This is a genomic window from Olegusella sp., from assembly GCF_057238325.1.
Genome location: NZ_DBHHGF010000001.1, coordinates 413,753 through 434,552, shown reverse-complemented (window position 1 = coordinate 434,552; position 20,800 = coordinate 413,753). Strand labels below are relative to the sequence as shown.

At 47.8% G+C, this 20,800-nt stretch carries 22 protein-coding genes; 21 read left to right on the top strand and 1 reads right to left on the bottom strand.

Going from position 1 to position 20,800, the window contains the following annotated elements; all coding sequences use genetic code 11:
- Positions 1-10: 10 nt before the first annotated feature.
- The 17 genes from ACO5JD_RS02040 to rsfS all read left to right on the top strand — a co-directional run bounded on the left by ACO5JD_RS02040 (position 11) and on the right by rsfS (position 17,373).
- On the top strand, positions 11-1,495 hold the full coding sequence (locus ACO5JD_RS02040; RefSeq protein ID WP_021625357.1) for a tetratricopeptide repeat protein: 1,485 nt from the start codon (positions 11-13) through the stop codon (positions 1,493-1,495).
- Positions 1,496-1,514: 19 nt separating this feature from the next.
- Positions 1,515-2,567, top strand: a complete 1,053-nt coding sequence (gene mreB / locus ACO5JD_RS02035) for a rod shape-determining protein (protein ID WP_021625356.1) — start codon at positions 1,515-1,517, stop codon at positions 2,565-2,567.
- Positions 2,568-2,578: 11 nt separating this feature from the next.
- Positions 2,579-3,598 (top strand): rod shape-determining protein MreC, encoded by a 1,020-nt coding sequence (gene mreC, locus ACO5JD_RS02030; protein ID WP_021625355.1) that lies wholly within the window; start codon positions 2,579-2,581, stop codon positions 3,596-3,598.
- A 6-nt stretch (positions 3,599-3,604) separates the two neighbouring features.
- Complete coding sequence (gene mreD, locus ACO5JD_RS02025) at positions 3,605-4,180, top strand: rod shape-determining protein MreD (RefSeq protein WP_021625354.1); 576 nt, start codon at positions 3,605-3,607, stop codon at positions 4,178-4,180.
- Positions 4,181-4,194: 14 nt separating this feature from the next.
- Positions 4,195-6,219, top strand: coding sequence for a penicillin-binding protein 2 (gene mrdA, locus ACO5JD_RS02020; protein ID WP_484987246.1), 2,025 nt, complete (start codon positions 4,195-4,197; stop codon positions 6,217-6,219).
- A gap of 1 nt (position 6,220) precedes the next feature.
- Positions 6,221-7,429, top strand: coding sequence for an FtsW/RodA/SpoVE family cell cycle protein (locus tag ACO5JD_RS02015; protein WP_021625352.1), 1,209 nt, complete (start codon positions 6,221-6,223; stop codon positions 7,427-7,429).
- Positions 7,430-7,515: 86 nt separating this feature from the next.
- Complete coding sequence (locus ACO5JD_RS02010; protein WP_021625351.1) at positions 7,516-8,505, top strand: hypothetical protein; 990 nt, start codon at positions 7,516-7,518, stop codon at positions 8,503-8,505.
- Between the two features lie 211 nt (positions 8,506-8,716).
- Positions 8,717-9,025: a 50S ribosomal protein L21 gene (gene rplU / locus ACO5JD_RS02005; RefSeq protein ID WP_035438120.1), complete on the top strand. Its 309-nt coding sequence runs from the start codon at positions 8,717-8,719 to the stop codon at positions 9,023-9,025.
- Between the two features lie 46 nt (positions 9,026-9,071).
- Positions 9,072-9,323, top strand: coding sequence for a 50S ribosomal protein L27 (rpmA, locus tag ACO5JD_RS02000; RefSeq protein WP_021625348.1), 252 nt, complete (start codon positions 9,072-9,074; stop codon positions 9,321-9,323).
- Positions 9,324-9,691: 368 nt separating this feature from the next.
- Positions 9,692-10,261, top strand: coding sequence for a tryptophan transporter (locus ACO5JD_RS01995; RefSeq protein ID WP_035438041.1), 570 nt, complete (start codon positions 9,692-9,694; stop codon positions 10,259-10,261).
- Between the two features lie 41 nt (positions 10,262-10,302).
- On the top strand, positions 10,303-12,120 hold the full coding sequence (locus ACO5JD_RS01990) for an ABC transporter ATP-binding protein (RefSeq protein ID WP_484987244.1): 1,818 nt from the start codon (positions 10,303-10,305) through the stop codon (positions 12,118-12,120).
- Positions 12,121-12,867: an energy-coupling factor transporter transmembrane component T family protein gene (locus ACO5JD_RS01985; RefSeq protein ID WP_484987242.1), complete on the top strand. Its 747-nt coding sequence runs from the start codon at positions 12,121-12,123 to the stop codon at positions 12,865-12,867. It begins immediately after the preceding gene.
- 117 nt (positions 12,868-12,984) lie between these two features.
- Positions 12,985-14,355: a GTPase ObgE gene (obgE, locus tag ACO5JD_RS01980; RefSeq protein ID WP_035438116.1), complete on the top strand. Its 1,371-nt coding sequence runs from the start codon at positions 12,985-12,987 to the stop codon at positions 14,353-14,355.
- A complete protein-coding gene (gene proB, locus ACO5JD_RS01975; protein WP_484987240.1) occupies positions 14,348-15,469 on the top strand; it encodes a glutamate 5-kinase in 1,122 nt (373 codons plus the stop codon). Before obgE ends, proB begins: the two co-directional genes overlap by 8 nt.
- Before the next feature lie 118 nt (positions 15,470-15,587).
- A complete protein-coding gene (gene nadD / locus ACO5JD_RS01970; protein WP_484987368.1) occupies positions 15,588-16,322 on the top strand; it encodes a nicotinate-nucleotide adenylyltransferase in 735 nt (244 codons plus the stop codon).
- Positions 16,319-16,954 (top strand): bis(5'-nucleosyl)-tetraphosphatase (symmetrical) YqeK, encoded by a 636-nt coding sequence (gene yqeK, locus ACO5JD_RS01965; RefSeq protein ID WP_021625341.1) that lies wholly within the window; start codon positions 16,319-16,321, stop codon positions 16,952-16,954. Before nadD ends, yqeK begins: the two co-directional genes overlap by 4 nt.
- Before the next feature lie 26 nt (positions 16,955-16,980).
- A complete protein-coding gene (gene rsfS / locus ACO5JD_RS01960) occupies positions 16,981-17,373 on the top strand; it encodes a ribosome silencing factor (protein WP_021625340.1) in 393 nt (130 codons plus the stop codon).
- A gap of 9 nt (positions 17,374-17,382) precedes the next feature.
- On the opposite strand, the gene dinB is transcribed toward rsfS, so the two are convergent.
- Positions 17,383-18,666 (bottom strand): DNA polymerase IV, encoded by a 1,284-nt coding sequence (gene dinB, locus ACO5JD_RS01955; protein ID WP_484987238.1) that lies wholly within the window; start codon positions 18,664-18,666, stop codon positions 17,383-17,385.
- A 261-nt stretch (positions 18,667-18,927) separates the two neighbouring features.
- Between dinB and rpsP the strand changes: the two genes are divergently transcribed.
- The 4 genes from rpsP (at position 18,928) to trmD (ending at position 20,799) form a co-directional block, all read left to right on the top strand.
- Entirely contained in the window at positions 18,928-19,245 is a 318-nt protein-coding gene (gene rpsP, locus ACO5JD_RS01950; RefSeq protein WP_035098157.1) for a 30S ribosomal protein S16, read from the top strand.
- 3 nt (positions 19,246-19,248) lie between these two features.
- Positions 19,249-19,566, top strand: coding sequence for a KH domain-containing protein (locus tag ACO5JD_RS01945; RefSeq protein ID WP_021625337.1), 318 nt, complete (start codon positions 19,249-19,251; stop codon positions 19,564-19,566).
- A gap of 177 nt (positions 19,567-19,743) precedes the next feature.
- Positions 19,744-20,079, top strand: a complete 336-nt coding sequence (locus ACO5JD_RS01940) for a ribosome maturation factor RimM (protein ID WP_232204020.1) — start codon at positions 19,744-19,746, stop codon at positions 20,077-20,079.
- Between the two features lie 12 nt (positions 20,080-20,091).
- A complete protein-coding gene (gene trmD, locus ACO5JD_RS01935; protein ID WP_035438107.1) occupies positions 20,092-20,799 on the top strand; it encodes a tRNA (guanosine(37)-N1)-methyltransferase TrmD in 708 nt (235 codons plus the stop codon).
- Position 20,800 lies beyond the last annotated feature (1 nt).

The window sequence follows — 20,800 nt, the reverse complement described above, 5'->3', positions numbered from 1 at the left end:
GCGTCCCAGAGTGAATACACAAGCGTTTGAAGCGGGAAACGAAGCATACAAACAGGCAAACTTTGGTGTTGCAGCAGAGCTATTTGCTCAGGCAAAAGGTCCTGGTGAGGTGTCTGGTCAGATTGACCACCTTCTTGGTAACTGCTACATGCGTCTTGCTCGCTATGACGAGGCTGCAGTTTCTTATGCCGATGCCCTTCGTGACTCCAACTATGGTCACGCGGGCGCACTCGCCTGCAATCGCGGCCGCGCCTTGCTTGCCGCAGGTCGTCCTCAGGAAGCTATTGCTTCTTTGACAATGGCGACTAAAGATGGCAGTTATGCTACACCTTACAAGGCTTATATGGCTTTGGGTGACGCCTATCTGCAGGTGGGCGATGCGCGCGATGGTGGCGTTGCTTATCGCAATGCCGCAATTGACGAGTCCAACCCCAAGCCTTCTTCAGCCCTGACCAAGCTAGGCTCTTGCTTTATGAAGTTAGGTCGTGCGGCAGATGCTATCGAGGCATATCGTACTGCCCTTGATTTTGCGACTGCTGACGACAATCAAAATAAGATTTACGCCTCTATGGGTCTTGCCTATGTAGCGGCAAATCGTATGTCCGAAGCTGCCGATGCTTTTGGTCGCGCTACCACTGATGGTCGCTATCAGCTAACACCCGAGGAGCGCATCTCCGCAGATGCCGCACAGCGCGCATTAAGTGCCCAGACAGGTAATGGTCCTTCTGAGACAGATGCACTTTTGGCTGCTGCGGGATATGGCTCTCAAAGTGTGAGCGCAGGCGTTGATCCGCTTGATCCATTGGGCAAGTCTGGTGAATTTATTCCTTCGCCTGAGGATACGGGATTCTTTTCTCTTGATGAAGAAGAAGTTGTAAAGCAAGATAAAAAGATTCGTCGCAAGCACAAGCATGGTGGCCTTAAAGTCTTCTTTATTATCTTCTTCATTTTGGTACTTCTTTTGGGCGCAGCTGCCTTTGCGTATTGGAAAGGCTATGGCTGGCCTATGCAGGCTGATGTCACTACCAGCCTTTTTGAGAAGGCAAATGAAGGTGCTGACTACTCTGGTCTTGTGTCTCCCAAGCTGACCGACGATGCTCGCAAGCAGCTTGACCAAAATCTTCCTGCAGGTGTGAAGTCGGTCACAGCTGTTACTCAAGAACAGTCCATGAGTACTTCCAAAGTGCTTGTTGATGTCAAACTGCAAGATGGTGGTTCGCTGGCATATACTGCAACCCTTGTTCGTGAAGGTATTGGTTGGAAGGTTGCCAAGATAGAATTGCAATCTCCTTCAACTGGCGGTAGCGATGCTAAACTTGAGACTGATACTTCGCAGTCTGATAATGCGGATAAGACTGATACAAGTACAACTCAGTCTACCGATAATGCTGCCACCCAAAGCAACACTGCCACCGACACTCAAAATACTTCCGAGCAGAACGCTCAAAACAACACTCAAAGTACCGATTCAAACACCCAGACGTCCCAGAACTAGCAGGTAGAAGGCAGGGAAGATGTCGATTCTCGATACACTCTTCGGAGAGTATAGCGGTGATCTTGCAATTGACCTTGGAACAGCAAATACGTTGGTTGCTGTTCGCGGTCAAGGTATCGTAATTAATGAGCCCTCCGTTGTCGCTATCGATAAAAGTGAGGATAGAGTGCTGGCAGTCGGCGCTGATGCAAAGCGCATGATTGGTCGTACTCCTGGTTCTATCATTGCTGAGCGCCCACTCAAGGACGGCGTTATTGCTGACTTTGATGTAACTGAAGTTATGCTTCGTTATTTCATCGAGAAAGCTCGCGGTTCTCAATCTAGGCAGTACCCTTGGTCACCTCGTCCCCGTGTTGTTGTCTGTGTGCCTTCCGGTGTAACTTCCGTCGAGAAGCGCGCTGTTTTTGAGGCCACTATCCAGGCTGGTGCTCGTCAGGCATATTTAATCGAAGAGCCTATGGCTGCCGCTATTGGTGCTGATTTACCCATTGAAGATCCAACGGGATCCATGGTTGTTGATATTGGTGGCGGCACTACTGAGGTTGCTGTTATTGCTATGGGTGGCATCGTTGTATCTCAGTCGATTCGTACTGCTGGTGATGAGTTTGACCAGGTTATCCTTGAGCACGTACGTGATGCATACAATCTTTCCATTGGTGAGCGTACGGCAGAGGACATCAAGATTAAGGTTGGCTCTGCTGCACCCTTGGCAGAGGAATTGGATGTTGAGGTCAATGGCCGTGATGTTATGAGCGGTCTACCCAAGGCTGTACGCATTGAAAGCGAGGAAATTCGACGCGCTCTTGACAAGCCCTTGGACGATGTTACCAAGGCAGTTAAGGATGCTTTGGATATAACTCCTCCTGACCTTGCGAGTGACCTGATGTATTACGGAATCCTCCTGACTGGTGGCGGTGGTTTGCTGCGCGGTCTTGATCAACGTTTGCGTGATGAGACCGGTGTGCCCGTCAACGTGAGTCCTACTGCACTCGAAAACGTCGTTAACGGCTGTGCCAAGGTCCTTGAGGCCAATGCATTGACGGGTGGCTTCGTACAGAGTGCGGGTCAGTAGGAGGCTATAACATGCCTCGTCATTCACTCGGCGGACTTGGTACGCCTGCTCAACTGCGTAAGCGCAGTGTTAATAATGGCTTGCGAGTTGCAGTCGTGTGCGTTGTGCTTTCCGTGGTATTTTTTACTTTAGGAAATCGCGAAGCAGGAAAAGGTCCTCTCAATAGTATCCGTGGTGGCTTTCAGGTGATTACGACTCCTGTGAAGGTATTGGGTGCTGCCGTTACGGCACCTTTTCAAGGTTTGGGAAATATCTTTGCCAACCTTACTTCGAGTCAGGAAACACTCTCTGAGCTCAAGACTCGCAACGAAAAGTTGACCGCTCGTAACGCTGAGCTTGAAGAAGCTCAGCAAACGGCAAAACGTCTACAGAAGCTCTTGGACTTACAGGATTCCTACAATCTCAAGTCTACGGCAGCGCGTATTATTGCTGGTTCTACTGACTCTTGGAGTTCTACAGTTACCATTGATAAAGGTACGCTTGCGGGTCTTGCAGTAGGTATGCCTGTTACTGATGCTGCAGGTATTATTGGCCAGACTATCGCTTGTGGTCCTACGTCTTCGACCGTGCGCCTGCTTACTGATGAGGGCTCTAGTGTGGCAGCAATGCTTCAAGGTACTCGTGTTCAAGGCATGCTTAATGGTTCTGCCGATGGCACCCTACATCTCACTTTGATTGGTACTGATCAAAAAGTTGAAGTAGGAGATATGGTAGTTACCAGTGGATTGGGCGGTGTTTTCCCCAAAGGTCTACCTCTAGGGCGCGTGTATAACGTCAATCGTACAACAGGAGCGCTTTATCTAGATATCCAGGTTTCTACCCTTTCTTCTACGGAGAATTTTGAAGAAGTATTGGTGGTTACCTCGCTTACCGAAGGACAAGAAGCTACAGAAGAAGAAATTGCAGCTGCCGATAAACAAGATTCAAAGCAAGTAAAAGGTGTCAACAACAGTTCCGGTAGTGACAGTTCTGCTTCGGGTAGTAGCGACAGCTCTGATGGTTCTGACAACTCATCCTCGGGAGGGGAGTAGGCAGCCATGCAAATACGTGACAAAAATAAAAATCGCCGCTCCTTTGGTGTTTTGGCGCTGATTTGCATTTTGCTTCAGCTGGCCTTGGCTCCCAATATTGGTATCGGAGATGGACGCGCAAATATTGCCATGGTATTTGCTGGAATTGTCTCTTTATCTGTTGGTGGTGGAGCTGGTGTGCTTGTTAGTTTTGCTGCCGGCGTGTTTTATGACCTATCTACCACAGGACCCTTTGGTTTGATGGCTTTCTTGCTTACCGTGATGAGTTATGCCCTAGGATCCGAAGAGCGTAATAGGCTGTCTGATGAACCTGCTGAAAGTACCACTGCTTTTGCTGCTAGCTCGTTGGTGGCCACCTTGGTATATCACTTAACCATGCTTTTTATTGGTGTTTCCAAGTCTTTTGTTGATGCCATAGTGTTGAGAACGCTGCCGACTTTTTTGCTGACACTAATAGTTTTTGCTATTTTTGCTCATTTCTTAAATTTGGGGTCTGGTAATTCTGCCATGAAAACAGCGCGTAAAGCTGGACTTGCAGGCAAACGCCGTGGTGGTGGTCATTACGACCTAGGAAAGCTGTAGGCAAAGCTATGAGTATGACCGCGGTCATTGTAGTCATCTGCTTGCTCATCGCTCTTGCCCTTATTGTCATTTTTTTGATATTTGGGCGAGGGGAATCACGCTTTACCTTTGATATCGGTGGTGCAGCACCTCGCGCAACAGGTGGTGCTGGCAACTCATCAGATACTGGTTTTCGTGAGCGTTTGGGTGGGCTAGGTATTTTTTCGGGCACAGTAATTGCTGCACTTTGGGTCAAGCTTTGGTCCATGCAACTCCTCTCTACCAATACTTATAGTCAGCAGGCTGAATCCAATCGCACCCGTACCATTTCGACCCCAGCTCCGCGTGGACGCATTTTGGATCGCAATGGCAATGAGCTCGTTACCAATAGGTCTTCTTTGACAGTTACTGCTTCGTCGGTAGTTGCAGACGATCAGCTAGAGTGCCAGCTTCTTGGCAACCTTATTGGTATGCCTTGGCATGCAGTGCGTCGCAAAATTCAAGATACGACCGATGGCGCACAAAGCATGCGCACCGTTGCTTCTGACGTTTCTCGCCATACTGTGGCTTATATTGAAGAGCGTCCGTATCTTTTTCATGATGTCACGGTTGAACAGCGTACGGTACGTCTTTATCCCCATGGCAGTCTTGCCGCTCATGTTGTTGGCTATACGGGCACCATATCTGCTGAGCAGCTCAAAAATGCCAAAGAAAAAAGTACAGGTGGTAATGCTGACTATCAGTCGGGAGATACGGTAGGTCAGGCTGGTGTTGAGTATCAGTATGAGACTGTCTTGCAAGGTATTCGCGGTGAAAAAACCGTGTACGTCAACGCAGATGGCAAGGTGCTTGATCATGTCAGCACCGTTGATCCCCAGCCTGGCTCTGACGTGATGCTGACTTTGGATATCGATGTCCAAAAGGCTGCTGAAGAGGCTTTACAAAAGATTATAAAAAAGCTTTCAAAGCCTGAAAACGAAGATCGTATTGCAGGCTGTGTCGTCTGCATGGATGTCACTAATGGTGAGATTATTGCTATGGCAAGTGAGCCAACATTTTCACCCAATATTTTTGTCGGCGGTATCTCTGCTTCCGACTGGGAAGAACTTGGTAAGGAAGAAAGTGACAATCCTCTACTCAATCGCGCCGTAACTGGTCAGTATCCTTCTGCCTCCACCATTAAACCGCTCTCTGCCTTGGCAGCGCTGGACAATCAACTTGCAACTCAAAGCTCTACCTATAATTGCACAGGCTATTGGACTGGTTTTGGCAAAGATTATGGTCAGTACTGCTGGAACCATGACGGTCATGGCATTATGTCCATTGAGACGGGCATAGTTTTTTCCTGTGACGTCGTTTTTTATGAGATTGGCAAAGCAATCTTTTATTCCAAGACCCCCGAAGCTTTGCAAGATAAATATCGTTCTTGGGGCTTAGGCAAAGCGACAGGTATTGATTTGCCTAGCGAATCCGTGGGACGTGTACCTGATGCAAAATGGAAATGGAACTACTTTAGCTCAGCGGATGACAATGCGCGTAGCTGGCAAGGAGGCGACAATACCAACCTTGCTATAGGTCAGGGCGACCTGTTGGTAACACCGTTGCAGATGAGTTGTGTTTATGCTGGTCTGGCGAATGGTGGATACTGGTTTACTCCACATGTGCTTAAAAGTGTTATGTCGCGTGAGGGTTCCGGATCAGTTATCGATTACAAAGCAAAAGATCCCAAAAAGGTCAAGGAAAGCGATACGAACTTTGATTTGATACATAGGGCACTCAAAGGTGTTGTCTATGATGAATCTGAAGCTCAGGCATCCCATTTCACCAATATGTCTGTGCGTGTTGCGGGCAAAACTGGTACTGCAGAGTCTGGCCATGATCAGCCTCATGGTTGGTTTATTTCCTATGTTCCTGCAGATAAGCCCAAGTATGTTGTTGCATCATGCTTGGAATATGCAGGTTTTGGTAGCGCTTCGGCTCTTTATGTTGTTCGTGACGTACTTGGTGCTATCTATGGTCAACCCGATACATCTGAGCAAGAAGTAGAGGGGGATAGATAACATGGCAGATAAATCTTCTTTTTTTGAGCATGTCCGCTCACTTTTTGACAAGCAAAGTATCTCATCTACAAAAAAAGGTCGCCTTGCAGGGCCTTTGAGTAGCTTCTATCTAGGCGGACTTGTGCCTGTATTACTGTTAGTATGCTACGGCACCATAATCATCTGGTCTGCTTCTCGTACTATCGCTGATGTCTCTTTTCCTCGACATCTGCTAGGTATCATGATGGGTTTTGCGTTGGCGCTTGCCATTTGGCGTAGTGACTATCGCGTGATGCAGTCATCTTCGATTGTGCTTTTTGTCATCATCGTTGGACTGATTTTGTTACCCAATGTCCCCGGCTTTGGCATTTCTGCCAAGGGTATGACAGGCTGGGTCAAAATACCCTTGGTAGGTTTGCGTTTCCAGCCTTCAGAAATTGTCAAAGTGCTCACAATTTTTTTGATGGCAGGTCTTGGTGCAGAATACAATGGCAAGATTGATACTCTGCGGGACTATTTTAAGATTTGCGGTGTACTTGCTGCTATTTTTGCCATTTTGATTATTCAGGACCTTGGTACGGGCCTCATTGTTTTTGTTGTAGGTGCCTCCATCATCATTATGTCTGGCGCCAAGAAGAGTTGGGTGCTCATTACCATTGGTTTGGTGGTGGCTGTTGCTGCATTGGTTGTTGGTCTCTCATTGGCTGACAATGTTCCGCGCGCTCTCAAACTGCTTAAGGCTTATCAGCTCAAACGTCTGCTTGTCTTTGTTGATCCTTCGGTAGATCCTGCTGGCGATGGCTATAACCTGCTACAGGCAAAAATCGCAGTTGGTTCGGGTGGCCTATTTGGCAAAGGTATCGGCAATGCGAGTCAGGCTTGGTCGGGCTTTTTGCCTGAGGCACATACTGACTTTGTTTTTGCTCTTTTGGCTGAAGAGTTTGGTTTTATGGGGGCAACTTTGCTTTTAGCTCTCTTTGGTTGGGCAATATTTTCTACGATTTGGCTTGCGCGTCGTTTTGAATCGCCTTATGCAAAATTGTTGCTTGCAGGTATTGCCACAATGTGGACTTTTCAGCTCTTGCAAAATGTGGGTATGTGCATCGGAGTTATGCCTATTACTGGCATTCCTTTGCCGTTTATTAGTTTTGGTTCATCTTCGATGGTTGTACAGCTATCCGCTGCAGGCATTATTCAATCTATTTGGCACCATCGACCAAAAGCTGCATAGGTAAATAAATAAGACGCATCTATCATGGCACCTGTTTTTCTTGACGTTAAAATGGAAAAGAAAAACAGGGTAGAGGAGAAACTGGCATGGCAAAGAAAGCTTTTTCGCTATCGCGCGTGCTTGAGCTTTTAAATGAGAGCAAAAGCTCTGATGAGCAGCGCTGTGCACCTACACATACTTTGGTAATAATCGATATGTCTGCTCCTCGTGAGGTGGCACTTGAACTCAAACGACTGCTCAGTGCCGAGCAGTCAAGTGCTGAATTAAGCATCAAAGAACTTGAATATGGTGTGGGCGGCACGCTGGTGCCTGACCTTGCTATTTTTGTTGTGGGGAGTCAACTTGCTCTTGTCGCCAAAGAAGCAAAGCGTTTGGCAGAAGCTGGGGTTCCCTGCGCTTTGATTGCGGAAAGTAGTCTGGATTTGCCGTCTTTTGACAATTTGGACGAAAGCTTCAAAGACTTACTGACACCTATTGCAGTTTCCAACATTGCCGACCTTGCAAAGCCCTTAGCTCAGTGGATGGTAGAGGCTAGCGATAAAGCCGTGGCCTTTGCTGCATCTTATAGTTTTTGTAGACAGACACTCATTGATTCGCTGATCCTGCTTTGCGCTGCTCAAAATGCCGCGGTTGGCGCTGTGGATATTATCCATGGCTCAGATTTCCCCATCATGACCGTCAACCAGATCAAATTAGCCTTAAGCATCGCTGCTGCATCTGGCCGTTCTTTATCGCCTTCTTTTTTGATAGATACAGCTTTGGTTTTGGCTTGCGGGCTAAGTTGGCGCCAGATTGCTCGTTCGATGAGCAATATTTTGCCTATAGGCAATTGGTTGGGGAGAGGAGCCATGGGATTTGCAGGTACCATGGCGACAGCTCAGCTTTTGGAAGCTCAAAATGATGGAAGCCTTGCTCGTGCTGCAGCTATGCTTAAAGACAAGCTACTTACGCAACGTGCCGCAGTCAAAGAGGCTCAGCAGAGCCGTACTGCTGTCAAGCGTATAGCCTCGGTACTCTCCAGCAGTGATGCCGCTGCGCATACATCTGGCACTACTGGCTATATAAGCTATCGCTAAATCGGACGTCAAATCGCAATATCTTGGGGCAAATAGGCTATATTTGGTGTTAGTCTTGTGGATGCGATAAAGAGCTTGCTCCAATTGGCCAAGCTGTATATCCTAACTAAAGGCGTCCGCTGTGTCTCTGACGGTTTTTCCGTTGACGATGCAGGTCGACGCCTGTATTATGGATAGCTGTTGCACTATTCCAGCATCGAAGGGTTCTCACATGTACGCAATCGTTACGACTGGTGGCAAGCAGTATAAGGTTGCCGAGGGCGACGTCATTGACGTCGAAAAGCTCAACGCGCAGCCTGGCGACAAGGTCAGCCTCGACGTCCTGATGCTTGCTGACGACGCAAAAACCGTTGTCGCTCCTGCTGAGCTCGAGGGTAAAAAGGTTACCGCTGAAGTGGTCGATCAGCATAAGGGCAAGAAGGTTATTGTCTTCAAGCTCCACAAGCGCAAGCGTTATCACCGTACCAAGGGTCACAGGCAGCAGCTTACGCGCCTGCAGATTACTTCTATCCCCGCGTAGGCTCGCGCTATTCCCATTAGTTTTTTCGAGTAAGGCAGGTAGTACTATGGCACATAAAAAGGGCCAAGCGTCTTCGCGCAATGGTCGCGATTCCAACGCTCAGCGTCTTGGTACCAAGATTTTTGGTGGTCAGACAATTAAGACTGGTCAGATTATTGTTCGTCAGCGTGGCACGCACATTACTCCTGGTACAGGCGTTGGTCGTGGCAAGGATGACACGCTGTTTGCACTGCAGGATGGCACCGTGCAGTTTGTTAAGGGTGCCAAGCACGTCGTTAACGTTGTGCCTGCTGAGTAGAGTGCAAGTTGTATGATCAAACCCCATCGCTATTGCGGTGGGGTTTTGTCTATGTGTTTGGCTGTATTGCTTGAACACTTTGTTTCAAGTCATAAACGTATGTGAAATGAGACTCAATCTAAGCTTGGTCTTTGATATAGTCCCAGCAACATGAAATCGAGTGAAGAAAGGAGTTTGACCATGATGACTCAGATAAGCACTTCTAAGGACATGAACTGGTGGTGGCGTAGCTGGTCTTCGTTTGGTCGACTCTAGGTCGCTTGCTGCCACATGACTTGTGCAGACGACTTCCGGGTTGACCGGGAGCCGTTTTTTTGTGTCGTTCAATCTAAATTTGACTATCAAAGCTTATGTTAGGAGAAACTCTCATGGAAAATTCGAAGTCTACTGCCGCTAAAGTCCGCACCATCAAAAGTACTCATGCACAGTCGGGCAAACTCGATGTTGGTTCTTTAGTTCTCGTAGCTATCCTTCTCGCTGCAGGCTTTATTCTCAATGCAACAGTGGGCGGCATGCTCGCTATTACAGGTATCAAGCCCGAGTTTTGTATTGCTGCATATTGCTTGGCTATCCTGCTGCTTAAGCCGACCCTGCCTCAAGCCATAATCTTTGGCATTCTCGCAGCTACCGTCATTCAAATTACTACTTCTATTCCTGGTGTTGAATATGTTGCGGATATTCCTGGTGCAGCTGTAGCCTTTTTGTTAGTCAATAAATTTGCAGATGACAAGACACCTGTATATCTTCCTTTTATATTGGGTTTTGTAACTACTTTGGTTTCTGGTCTTATTTTTGCTTGTATTGCAACCGTCATCGTGCTTAAAGGTGCCTTTGCCTCCATGCTGCCCCTATTAATTGTTGTGCTGGGTACTGCGGTGGGCAATGGCTTGGTAGTAGGTGGTCTTTACCCCGCTTTGCGTAAGGTTATCTCTCGTTAGTTTGTATCAAGGATGCTGTCATCCTTTGAAAGGGGTTTGTAGTGTCAGTATGTACGGCATGCGATTCGACTGCCATACCAGTTATTCAGTTGTCTCACGTATCTTTTGCTTTTGAAGATACAACACAAAAAAATAACTCCCTACATTTGCGCCCCTATGCGTTACATGATGTAAGTGTTGACATCAATGAAGGTGACTTCGTAGGTATCATTGGTCCTTCTGGAGCGGGTAAAACCACCCTTACTTCGGTGCTATCGGGTGCGGTACCTCATCATTTTAAAGGTGAGTTCAGAGGTACTTGTTTGGTAGCGGGCATTGATACCTGCGAAGTCGAGCTTACAGATGTCTCTCAGATTGTTGGTAGCGTCTTGCAGGACATTGATGCACAGATGGTTTCTGCAAACGTAGAAGATGAGTTGCTTTATGGTCTTGAAAACTTTGGTGTTGATCATGAGCAAATAATGCAGCGCGTATCTGAGGCGCTTGAAGCAGTAGGCATCTCCGATTTGCTTCGTCGTGATATTGCGACTCTTTCTGGGGGACAAAAGCAAAAGGTTGCAATTGCGGCAATTTTGGCTTTGCAACCTCGTGTATTGGTTTTGGACGAGCCTACGGCAGCGCTAGATCCTCTTTCATCACGTCAGGTATTTGATACGCTTCGTCTACTCAATCAAACTCAAGGAATTACTGTGGTAGTGGTGGAGCAAAAAGTTGCTCTGCTTGCTGAATATTGTCAGCGTATGCTCGTACTTTCCGAAGGAACTGTTGCCCTTGATGGTAGCCCCGCAGACGTCTTGACTCACCGTCAAGAACTCAAATTCATTGGTGTTGATTCTCCACGCGTTACCCGTGTTTCAAACAAGCTGCATGCAAAGCATTTGCTTGATGAAAGCTGTTCTTTTTTGACTACGGATGCTGCATTTACTGGTATTAAGAATTTAATCGCTGATAATAAAGCTCCTCGCATGGCTGATTTTGAGCCCAGAAGGAGCGAAGATGCGTTTGTAGTACAATGCGAACTTGACACCAAGGCCAAGCAACAGGCAGTTTTGTCCCTTGACCATGTAAGTTTTTCCTATGGTCCTCATGCTGCTTCGGTGCGAGATATTGATTTTAAGGTGCATCCTGGTGAGCTGCTTGCCATTATTGGTCAAAATGGTGCAGGTAAAACTACCCTTACCAAACTCATGAATGGTCTTCTCAAGCCCTCTGCAGGTAGGGTGAGCATCTGTGGTTTGGATACATCCGTAGCTCGTACGAGCCAGATTGCACGTCATGTCTCGACGCTTTTTCAAGATCCCGATCATCAGATTTGCAAAGAAACTGTCCTTGATGAGGTGGCTTTTTCCTTGGAATTACTAGGCGTTGATACACAAATAGCCCATTCTCGAGCAGCACAAACGATTAAACGTTTTTCCTTGCCAGCTGATGTAGCTCCGTTTTCGCTTTCACGTGGTCAGCGGCAGATTGTGGCTCTTGCCAGTGTAATCGTAACGCGCCCACAGTTACTCATTTTGGATGAGCCTACTAGTGGTCTTGATTATCAAGAGTGTATGGTAGTCATGAGAGCGGTCAAAGAGGCGCGTGAGCAGGGCTGTGCCATTGTGATGGTGTGTCATGACATGGAAGTTGTCTATGACTTTGCAAGTCGTATTATTGTCATGTCTGATGGCTTTAATCGTGCTGACGGCAATCCAGTTGAACTTTTTGAGAATTCTGAGCTTATGAAGCAAGCTTCTGTGGCACCGCCGCAGATTCTTGGTCTTTCTAGCAAGTTGGCAGCAGATGGCTATATTGCCTATGAAAGTCTCTCTGAGGTAAGCGATATTGTGACTATTACGGAAGGTCTGGTGAGATAGATGGCAGGTCTTCTGAAATACTCTGAAGGTACAACTCTGCTTCATCGAGCTAATCCTCTTTCCAAGGTTTTATTGGCGCTTTGCATTTGTGTGGCTGTTTTTTTAGCGCCTCATCCAGCTGTATTGATGGGCATCATTGGTGTGGAAGTTCTCATAGGCCTCTATGCGGGTATTGGCAGAGAGACTCTAAGCCTACTCTCTGGTCTTTTGGGTTTGGGCTTGGTCATGTGCTTGGTTCAGGTGCTTATTATTCGAGATGGTACGGCTATTTTTTTGTTTGTGACAGACCGAGGTCTTTCCACAGGTGTATTAGTTGCTTTGCGCCTAGTAGCTTTTGCCATCCCCCTGGTACAAATGCTCACTCTGACTCGGCTTACTGACCTTGCAAATGCTGCGGTTGAAGTGCTGCATGTTCCGTATCGTTACGCCTTTACCATTACCACTGCTCTTCGTTTTGTGCCGATTTTTGCGGATGAGATGAACAAAATCGTTGAAGCTCAGACTGCCCGTGGTGTCTCTTTTGATGAAGGTGGCATTTTTAGACGTCTACGTCTGATGCTGCCGCTTGCAGCACCGCTGTTGATTTCTTCGGTTGCCAAAGCTGATGATACGGCACTTGCAGCAGAGGAAAGAGGCTTTTATTTGCGTACTCGTTCCTCTTCCTACAAGCGCTATCCTTTTGGAGCAGCTGACATTGTTGTATTTGCCGTAGGTATTTTAATTGTGGCTGCTTCCATCATTTTGTAAGGATGAATTTTTACCTTAGCCCAGCTAGGTATAGGCATGGTGTCCCTTGGGCATGCTGGGTTTGTTACCATAGAAGCAGCAATCAAGGAGGAAACTTTGGGCGTGAGCTTCACTGATATGTCGAGAATCTGCGTTAAGGGCGGAGATGGTGGTGCTGGCTGCATGTCATTCCGTCGCGAGGCGCACGTACCTAAGGGTGGACCTGATGGAGGAGATGGCGGTCGTGGTGGAGATGTGGTGCTTGTCTCTGATCCCCGTATCTCATCTTTGATTGATTATCGTTTCAAGCATCATTTCAAAGCAGAACGCGGTACTCATGGTCAGGGGGCACGCCGCCATGGTAAGGATGGCAGTGATCTTGAACTGCATGTACCGTTAGGAACGGTGGTACGAGAGCTTGATGCCGAGACTATGGAGCCATGTTTTGAGATTGCTGATCTTGTTGCTCCTGGGGAGCGTGTCATTGTAGGTCCTGGTGGTCACGGCGGTTGTGGCAATATTCATTTTGTAAGCTCTGTACGTCGTGCGCCTGCCTTTGCAGAAAAAGGTGTACCTGCACGGGAGCATTGGATTGAGCTTGAGATGAAGCTTTTAGCCGATGCAGCCCTGGTTGGCATGCCATCAGTAGGGAAGAGTTCTATTATTGCGCGCATCTCAGCCGCTCGTCCCAAAATTGCTGACTACCCCTTTACAACACTTGTTCCTAATCTGGGGGTAGCACGCGCGCAAGACGGGTCATCTTTTGTCGTTGCGGATGTTCCCGGCCTTATTGAGGGCGCTGCTGAAGGCAGGGGTTTGGGTCATGAATTCCTTCGTCATATTGAACGAACAGCCTTATTGCTTCATGTGGTTGATGCTACAGGTGGTTTTGAGGGACGCGACCCTGTTGAGGACTACAAGGCCATTAATGCAGAGCTTGCTGCATATGCTGAGGAGCTTGTCTGTCGCCCTCAGATTGTTGTTGCCAACAAATGTGACCTACCTGGTACCGAAGACGCTATCGCTCGCCTAAGGGCGGCAGCCACAGCCGATGGCAAGCCTTTCTTTGCTGTGTCAGCAGCTACAGGTGAAGGATTAAACTCCCTCGTTGCTGCCTGTGCGACACGTGTTGCAAGTCTTAGATCTGCTATTAAGGTGGGGGAGTCTGCCGAAGAGCTTAATGCACGTCTAGAAGAAGAACGTCGCCGTCGTGAAGCAGCTATCCACATCACGCGCGAAGAACGCCATGTCTGGCGTATTACAGGTGACTCTGTTGAACGCATGATTGTGCAGACCGACTGGGAAAACGAAGAGGCTGTTTCGTTTATGCAGCATCGCATGCAGCGTATTGGCTTGTTTGACCGTCTAGAAAAGGCGGGGGTTCAGGAAGGTGATGAGGTACGCATTTTGGGTTTTGCCTTTGATTATGAGGGTGCGCGCAATGCTGGGTCTGCCTCTGAGGAAGAGTTCTTAGAGGACGTACATGACGAGGATTTTGCCGATGCCTAATGTCATACCTGCGGGTGGAACTATTGTTGTCAAGCTTGGTTCGTCAACGCTTGTAGATAAAAATTTTCGTATCGACACCTCTTTTGTGCATCAGCTTTGTGACCAAATAGCTGAGCTTGAACATCAAGGTATCAACGTTATTCTTGTTTCCTCAGGCGCTGTTGCCGCAGGTCTTGATAAGCTGGGCTTTGAAAGACGACCCAAAGATATAGCTTTGCTGCAAGCGTGTGCTGCTGCTGGGCAGGTTGCTCTTACTGAGGCTTACGGTGAGGTTTTGGAAGAGCATGGCATTGCTTGTGGCCAGGTGTTGCTTACCCGGCGAGATATGATGGATAGAGTAGGCTATCTCAACGCACGCACAACTCTGCGTAGCCTTATTGAGCTTGGTGCGGTGCCCGTTGTTAATGAAAACGATACGGTATCTGTAGCTGAATTTACCTTTGGTGACAATGACACGCTGGGCGCCATCGTAGCCACCTTGGTGACAGCAGATTTGTACATCATTTTGTCTGATGTGAATGGGTTATATACTGCCGATCCTTCGACACACCCTGAAGCGACGCTTATCCATCATGTGAGCCATATTGATGCTCGCATCAGTGCAATGGTGTCAGGTTCGGGCAGTTCTATTGGTACGGGTGGCATGGCAACCAAACTTCGAGCTGCTCGTGCTGCGATGGCGGCAGGCATTCCCACGCTTGTGTGTCGAGGACGTATGCCACATATTTTGCTTAATGCAGTATTGGGCAAAGAAATTGGTACGCGTTTTGAATCTGCCACTGCAAACCATGAGGATTCACGCAAGCTATGGATTGGGCTTGCTGAACCTGCTCGCGGGCAAATTACTCTAGATGAGGGGGCCTGCAAAGCTGTACTCGAACAAGGTGGGTCAATTCTTCCTGTTGGCATTACCCAAAGTGAAGGGAGCTATGCCGAAGGTGATGTTTTGAGTGTGCTTGGTCCCGATGGCAGTCTTATCGGTCGCGGCGTGAGCCGTTATAGCAGTGAAGATATGACCCGCGTACAAGGTTTACGCCTTGAGATTATTGGACGTTTCTTGCCTGAAAAGGCATCTACCCCTGCAATTCACCGAGATGAATTGCTTGTTTTTTAGCAAGAGGGATAGCTAGACTCAATGAGCGGAGAGGAGAACCCTCGAAATGCCTTTGCGAGAGCCTGATGACGGTAGTGGTGTCCTGAGTCCTGCGCATATCGCGAGTCAAAAATTGCGTATGCGCACACCTGCTTGTGGCGACTTACCACTTTTGGGTACCGATCCAAAAAAGCAGTATCGTCTTGGTATTATGGGTGGCACTTTTGACCCCATTCATCATGGACACCTTGTTTGTGCTGAGACCGCTTTTGATGCGCTCAATCTTGATGTCGTAGTCTTTATGCCTGCAGGTTCTCCCGCGTTCAAACAGCATGTTCACGTTTCTTCGGGTGAAGACCGCTATGCTATGACTCTGCTTGCCACCTCAGATAACCCACATTTTATGGCGAGCCGCTTTGAGGTAGACCGTGAGGGTGTGACTTATACAGCTGAAACTCTTCGTTTGCTGAGATCAATTTATCCAAACAACGTTGAGCTTTTCTTTATTACGGGAGCAGATGCTATTGCCGATATAGTGCGTTGGAGAGATGCGGGAAGCATTGCAGATCTGGCTCATCTAGTAGGTGCTACTCGTCCAGGTTATGACTTGAGGAATGCACAAGCTGCAATCGAAGAGTCTCCTTATGACTTCCGAGTAACCTACCTTGAAGTACCAGCATTGGCAATTTCCTCAAGTTATCTGCGTAAGCGTGTTGAAGAAGGTCAGAGTCTACGGTATCTTACGCCGGATACTGTTACTGGCTATATTCACAAACATGAGCTGTATGGAGCACATTCTTTGAGTTATGGATCGGTGATGGGACTGGAAAAAACTCGTGTACATGATGGGGTTACAGGGGAAGTGTCTGCATGAGTGAAATTCAAGTTTGCCACAAAATCAATGAAGGTCTTGATGCTGAACAAATCGCAGAGCTTGCAAAGCTACGCGCTGCCTTGCGTGAGCATATGGCTGCTATCAAACCCAAGAGGTATGCTCATTCACTTTCTGTAGCTGCTGAAGCAGGACGTTTGGCGCATATCTATGGTGTTAGTCCATATCTTGCACAAGCAGCGGGTATATTGCATGATTGGGATAAGGTTCTCAACTTAGATGAGCAATTACAGCATGCTCAGGCTGCCAATATTGATATGGGTGTTGAGCTTTCCTTGGTGGGAAATCTTTTGCATGGCTTAACTGCAGCTCACGATTTGCCTGCCAAGTTTCCTGAACTTCCTTCCGAAATATGGCAAGCTATTGCTCGTCATACCACAGGAGCTCAGGATATGACGCCTCTTGATATGGTGCTATTTATTGCTGATGGTATTGAGCCTTTGCGTCCTGCAAGTCCAGGAATCGAGCGTACGCGCTCGCTTGTGGGAAAAGTTTCACTTGATGAGCTCTATTGGGAGTCGTTTATTGGTGGTGTAGTCTACGTGTTGGAGGGTAGACACTACCTTTATCCGGGTACCCTAGAGTTATACAACAGCTATGTCCTTAAGCACTAAGGAAGTCCTCAAGAAAGGTTAGCTACATGGCAGTTACACCCCTCGAACTCGTACACGTTGCTGCAATCGCCGCAGATGATAAAAAAGCTCAGGATATTGTCATTATCGATCTTGAAAATGAGACCGATATGTGTGACTACTTCTTGATTTGTACAGCCTCTAGCAAGGCACAAGCTGATGCAGTGCTCGAGGCAATTGAGGAAAAGGTAAAGAAGAATTGCCAGGAAGCTCCCTTATCTGTTGAAGGTAAAGCAGGTTCTGGCTGGACTTTGATGGATTATGGTGCAGTAGTTATTCATGTCTTTAGACCTGAAGCACGTGAGTACTTCCGTATTGAATGCCTTTGGGGAGATGCTCCGCGGGTGAATTTTGGTTTAGAGGGTCAGGCAGAGCTAGATTCTAGCGATAAAAACAAATAGGCTACAGGCTTATCTAGAGCGACCTTTTTCGTCGAGCTCGCCATGTAGGCGCAAATCGTGTCCATAAGCAATAACTGAATTTCCAAAACGTGATTTTAGTTCGTCAGTGGTAAGAGCAAGGCGACGTAGGTCATGTTTTTTCTTGGCAAGGCGTTGGCTCTCTTCCATATCAGGTTCCGTCTCAAAGAGACTGAGCTGTTGAGATTTGCTTGCTCCAAAATTGCTTATACCCACACCTACAAGACGTACAGCGCTCCCTTCATGCCAAATCTGCTCGAGAAGTTCGAGTGCTACATGGGCAAATTCGTGCTCATCATCTGTGGGCCTGTCAAGTTGACGCTGAATAGTACGGCTTTTATTGAAGGCAAACTTGAGCTTTAAGGTTAGTTCGCTACCTTTAAGCCCCTTTTTTCTTAGGCGTGTACCAGTGAGCGCGGCTACGTGCAAAACTGCGGCATGAATATCTTTTTTATCGCATAGATCATGGGCAAACGTACGCTCAGAAGAAACTGACTTTGGAACCTCATGTATGGCCCGTTCCGCGACGATACTTTGTTCTTTGCCCGCTGCGCGTTCTATGAGACGAGGTCCATAACTTCCCATCATGCGTCTGAGTTGCTGTGGATCTGCTTGGGCAAGTTGCCCCAAAGTTTTTATATGTAGCGATTGCAGTCTTGCTTCCGCTGCGCTTCCGATACCACTCATAGCACGTACGGGCAGAGGTGCCAAAAAGAGAGCTTCTGTACCTGGAGGCACAATGGTGAGTCCACGGGGTTTTTCTCGCTCAGAAGCGATTTTGGCTATGGTTTTATTAATGCCAAGCCCGATCGAGCAGCTAATTCCAAGCTTCTCCACACGATTTTGAATTCGCCGACAAATAACAATGGGATTTTCTGCGGCATAACGACCAGGTGTTATATCAAAAAAAGCTTCATCAATAGAAACTTGTTCTACTAGGGGAGTTTCATCAACAAGAATATTCATGACAGCTGCAGATAACGCGCGATATCGCGAGAAATGACCTTCAGTCCAGATTGCTTGGGGGCAAAGACGTTCTGCCTGGAAACTAGGCATAGCAGAATGAATGCCAAATTTACGCGCTTCATAGGAAGCGGTCGAAACGACGCCACGACGCTTTGAAGAACCCCCAACAATAAGGGGTTTACCTCGCCACTCTGGGTGATCAAGCTGCTCGACCGAGGCAAAGAAAGCATCAAGATCAAGTAAACCGATTGCTCGTCCTGACCAAGAAATTACCGTTATGTCATCTTTTGCATTCTCCATAGTTGTCATTATAGGTAAGTAGCAGGACAGCTCATTTGTTCTAGATGCCTGCGCAATAAGCTGAAGTTTTGCTTGTTTGAAAATTCAAAAAAACATTGATAAATTTGTTCTTAGAGCTGTTTGAGAGTTGCTTTTACATGGATTTTGTCTCTAAGATACAAAAACTGCACCTTGCACCAAACGCTAAGAGTCGTATAGTAGGAGAGCATTTGTGTGGCAAAGCGACACAACTACTACTACCACGGTGTCGCTCGTCTGAAGGAGTTTTCATTGGCAGTCAAGATTCGTTTGGCCCGTCACGGTGCCAAGAAGCGTCCCTATTATCGTGTTGTCGTCGCTGATGGCCGTATGCCTCGCGATGGTCGTTATATTGAGGAGGTTGGTCGTTATAATCCTTTGACCACCCCTAAGACCATTCAGCTTGACCTTGAGAAGATTGATGAGTGGGTTGCTAAGGGTGCTCAGCCCAGCTCTACCGTCTCTCATCTGATGGACATCGTGCGTACTGGTGCTCCCGCACCCGAGAAGAAGGCCAAGCTTTCTAAGAAGGCTCAGGCCAAGGCAGCAGCAGCTCAGGACGAGGAGTAAGCCATGGCCGGCGAATTCGCCGACGTCACTGAGGAGACTATCGACGTAGTCGAGGAGATTCAGGACGACGAGGAGCTCGCCTCGGACAAGGTTGCAGATCTCGTGGAGTATATCGTGTGCGGTTTGGTAGCCGATCAAGATAGTGTTTCTTTGGATGTTACCGACCGTGAGGGCAGCGCACTTATTGAGGTGAGCTGCGCCGAAGAAGATGCCGGCCGTATCATTGGTCGTCGTGGTCGCACGATTAAGGCCATTCGCACGCTTGCTCGTGCTCTTGGTTCACGTGTGGGTACTTCTGTCGAGGTAGAGGTTGTAGGTTAGGTGTCCATGGCGCGCAAACATTGGCGCTTGGTCGCAGGTATAACAAAGACACATGGCAAAGGTGGGGAGGTCGTAGCGGCTCCGGTCGCTGGGCTTCCCCCCTTGTTATACGACGGTATGCATGTGGCTTGTGTTCCACCTGTGCTCAAGCGAGATAGGTTTCATCGGATAAATCATGTGACCAACGCAGGTTCAGGTCAGCTGATTTCGTTATCCGATGTCACAAGTATTTCTGATGCTCAAGCCTTGGTAGGTCATTCTCTTTTAGCTCCTGTAGAAGAGTTGCCTGCGGATTTAGGTCCTGCTTTGGATGAACTGATGGGTCGTCAAGTGATGGACCGCACGTATGGTGAACTGGGACGCATCTCTGAGATTATGGTAGGTCCTGCCAATGATGTTTGGGTTGTGCGTCAAGGCAACAAAGAAGTGTTGATTCCTGCTATTGATGAGTTCATTGACGAGTTGCCTGCTCAAGGCGTTATTCGTGTTAATTTGCCTGATGGACTCGTTTAGGGAGGAGAGACTGTGCATATTGAAACACTTTCCGTCTTTCCTGAAGTCTTTGAACCTTATATGAGTGCCTCCATTATGGGCCGCGCACAGGATAAAGGAATCTTGAGCTTTAAAGCTTACAATCTGCGTGATTGGACGCATGATAGGCATCACACAGTGGATGATGCACCTTTTGGTGGCGGCCAGGGTATGCTTATGAAGCCTCAGCCCATCTTTGATGCAGTGCGTGATCTTAAATCCCGTAGCTTGTTTTTGCCATATGTGGTTTTCTTTTCACCTTGCGGAAGGCGTTTTGATGAGTCTTGCGCACAACGCCTTGCCAAAAAAGAGCATCTGTTGTTTGTTTGTGGTCGTTATGAGGGTATGGACGAACGTTGTTATGAACTGGCAGATGAGATTATCTCCCTTGGTGATTATGTACTTACGGGTGGGGAGCTTGCGGCTATGGTCGTGAGTGATGCGGTAGTGCGTTTATTACCAGGTGTTTTAGGTGATGAGAATAGCGCGAAGGATGAGTCTTTCTCGGATGGTTTGTTGGAATATGCCCAATATACTCGGCCCGCTGATTTTGAAGGTAGAAAAGTGCCTGAAGTTTTGCTCTCAGGCAATCATGCAGAAATTGCAAAATGGCGAGCTCAAAGTGCGTTGGAACGTACCCAAAAGTGGCGTCCCGATTTGCTAGAAGACGCTTCTTTAGCGCTTCAGAAGGGGAGAGCGTAGT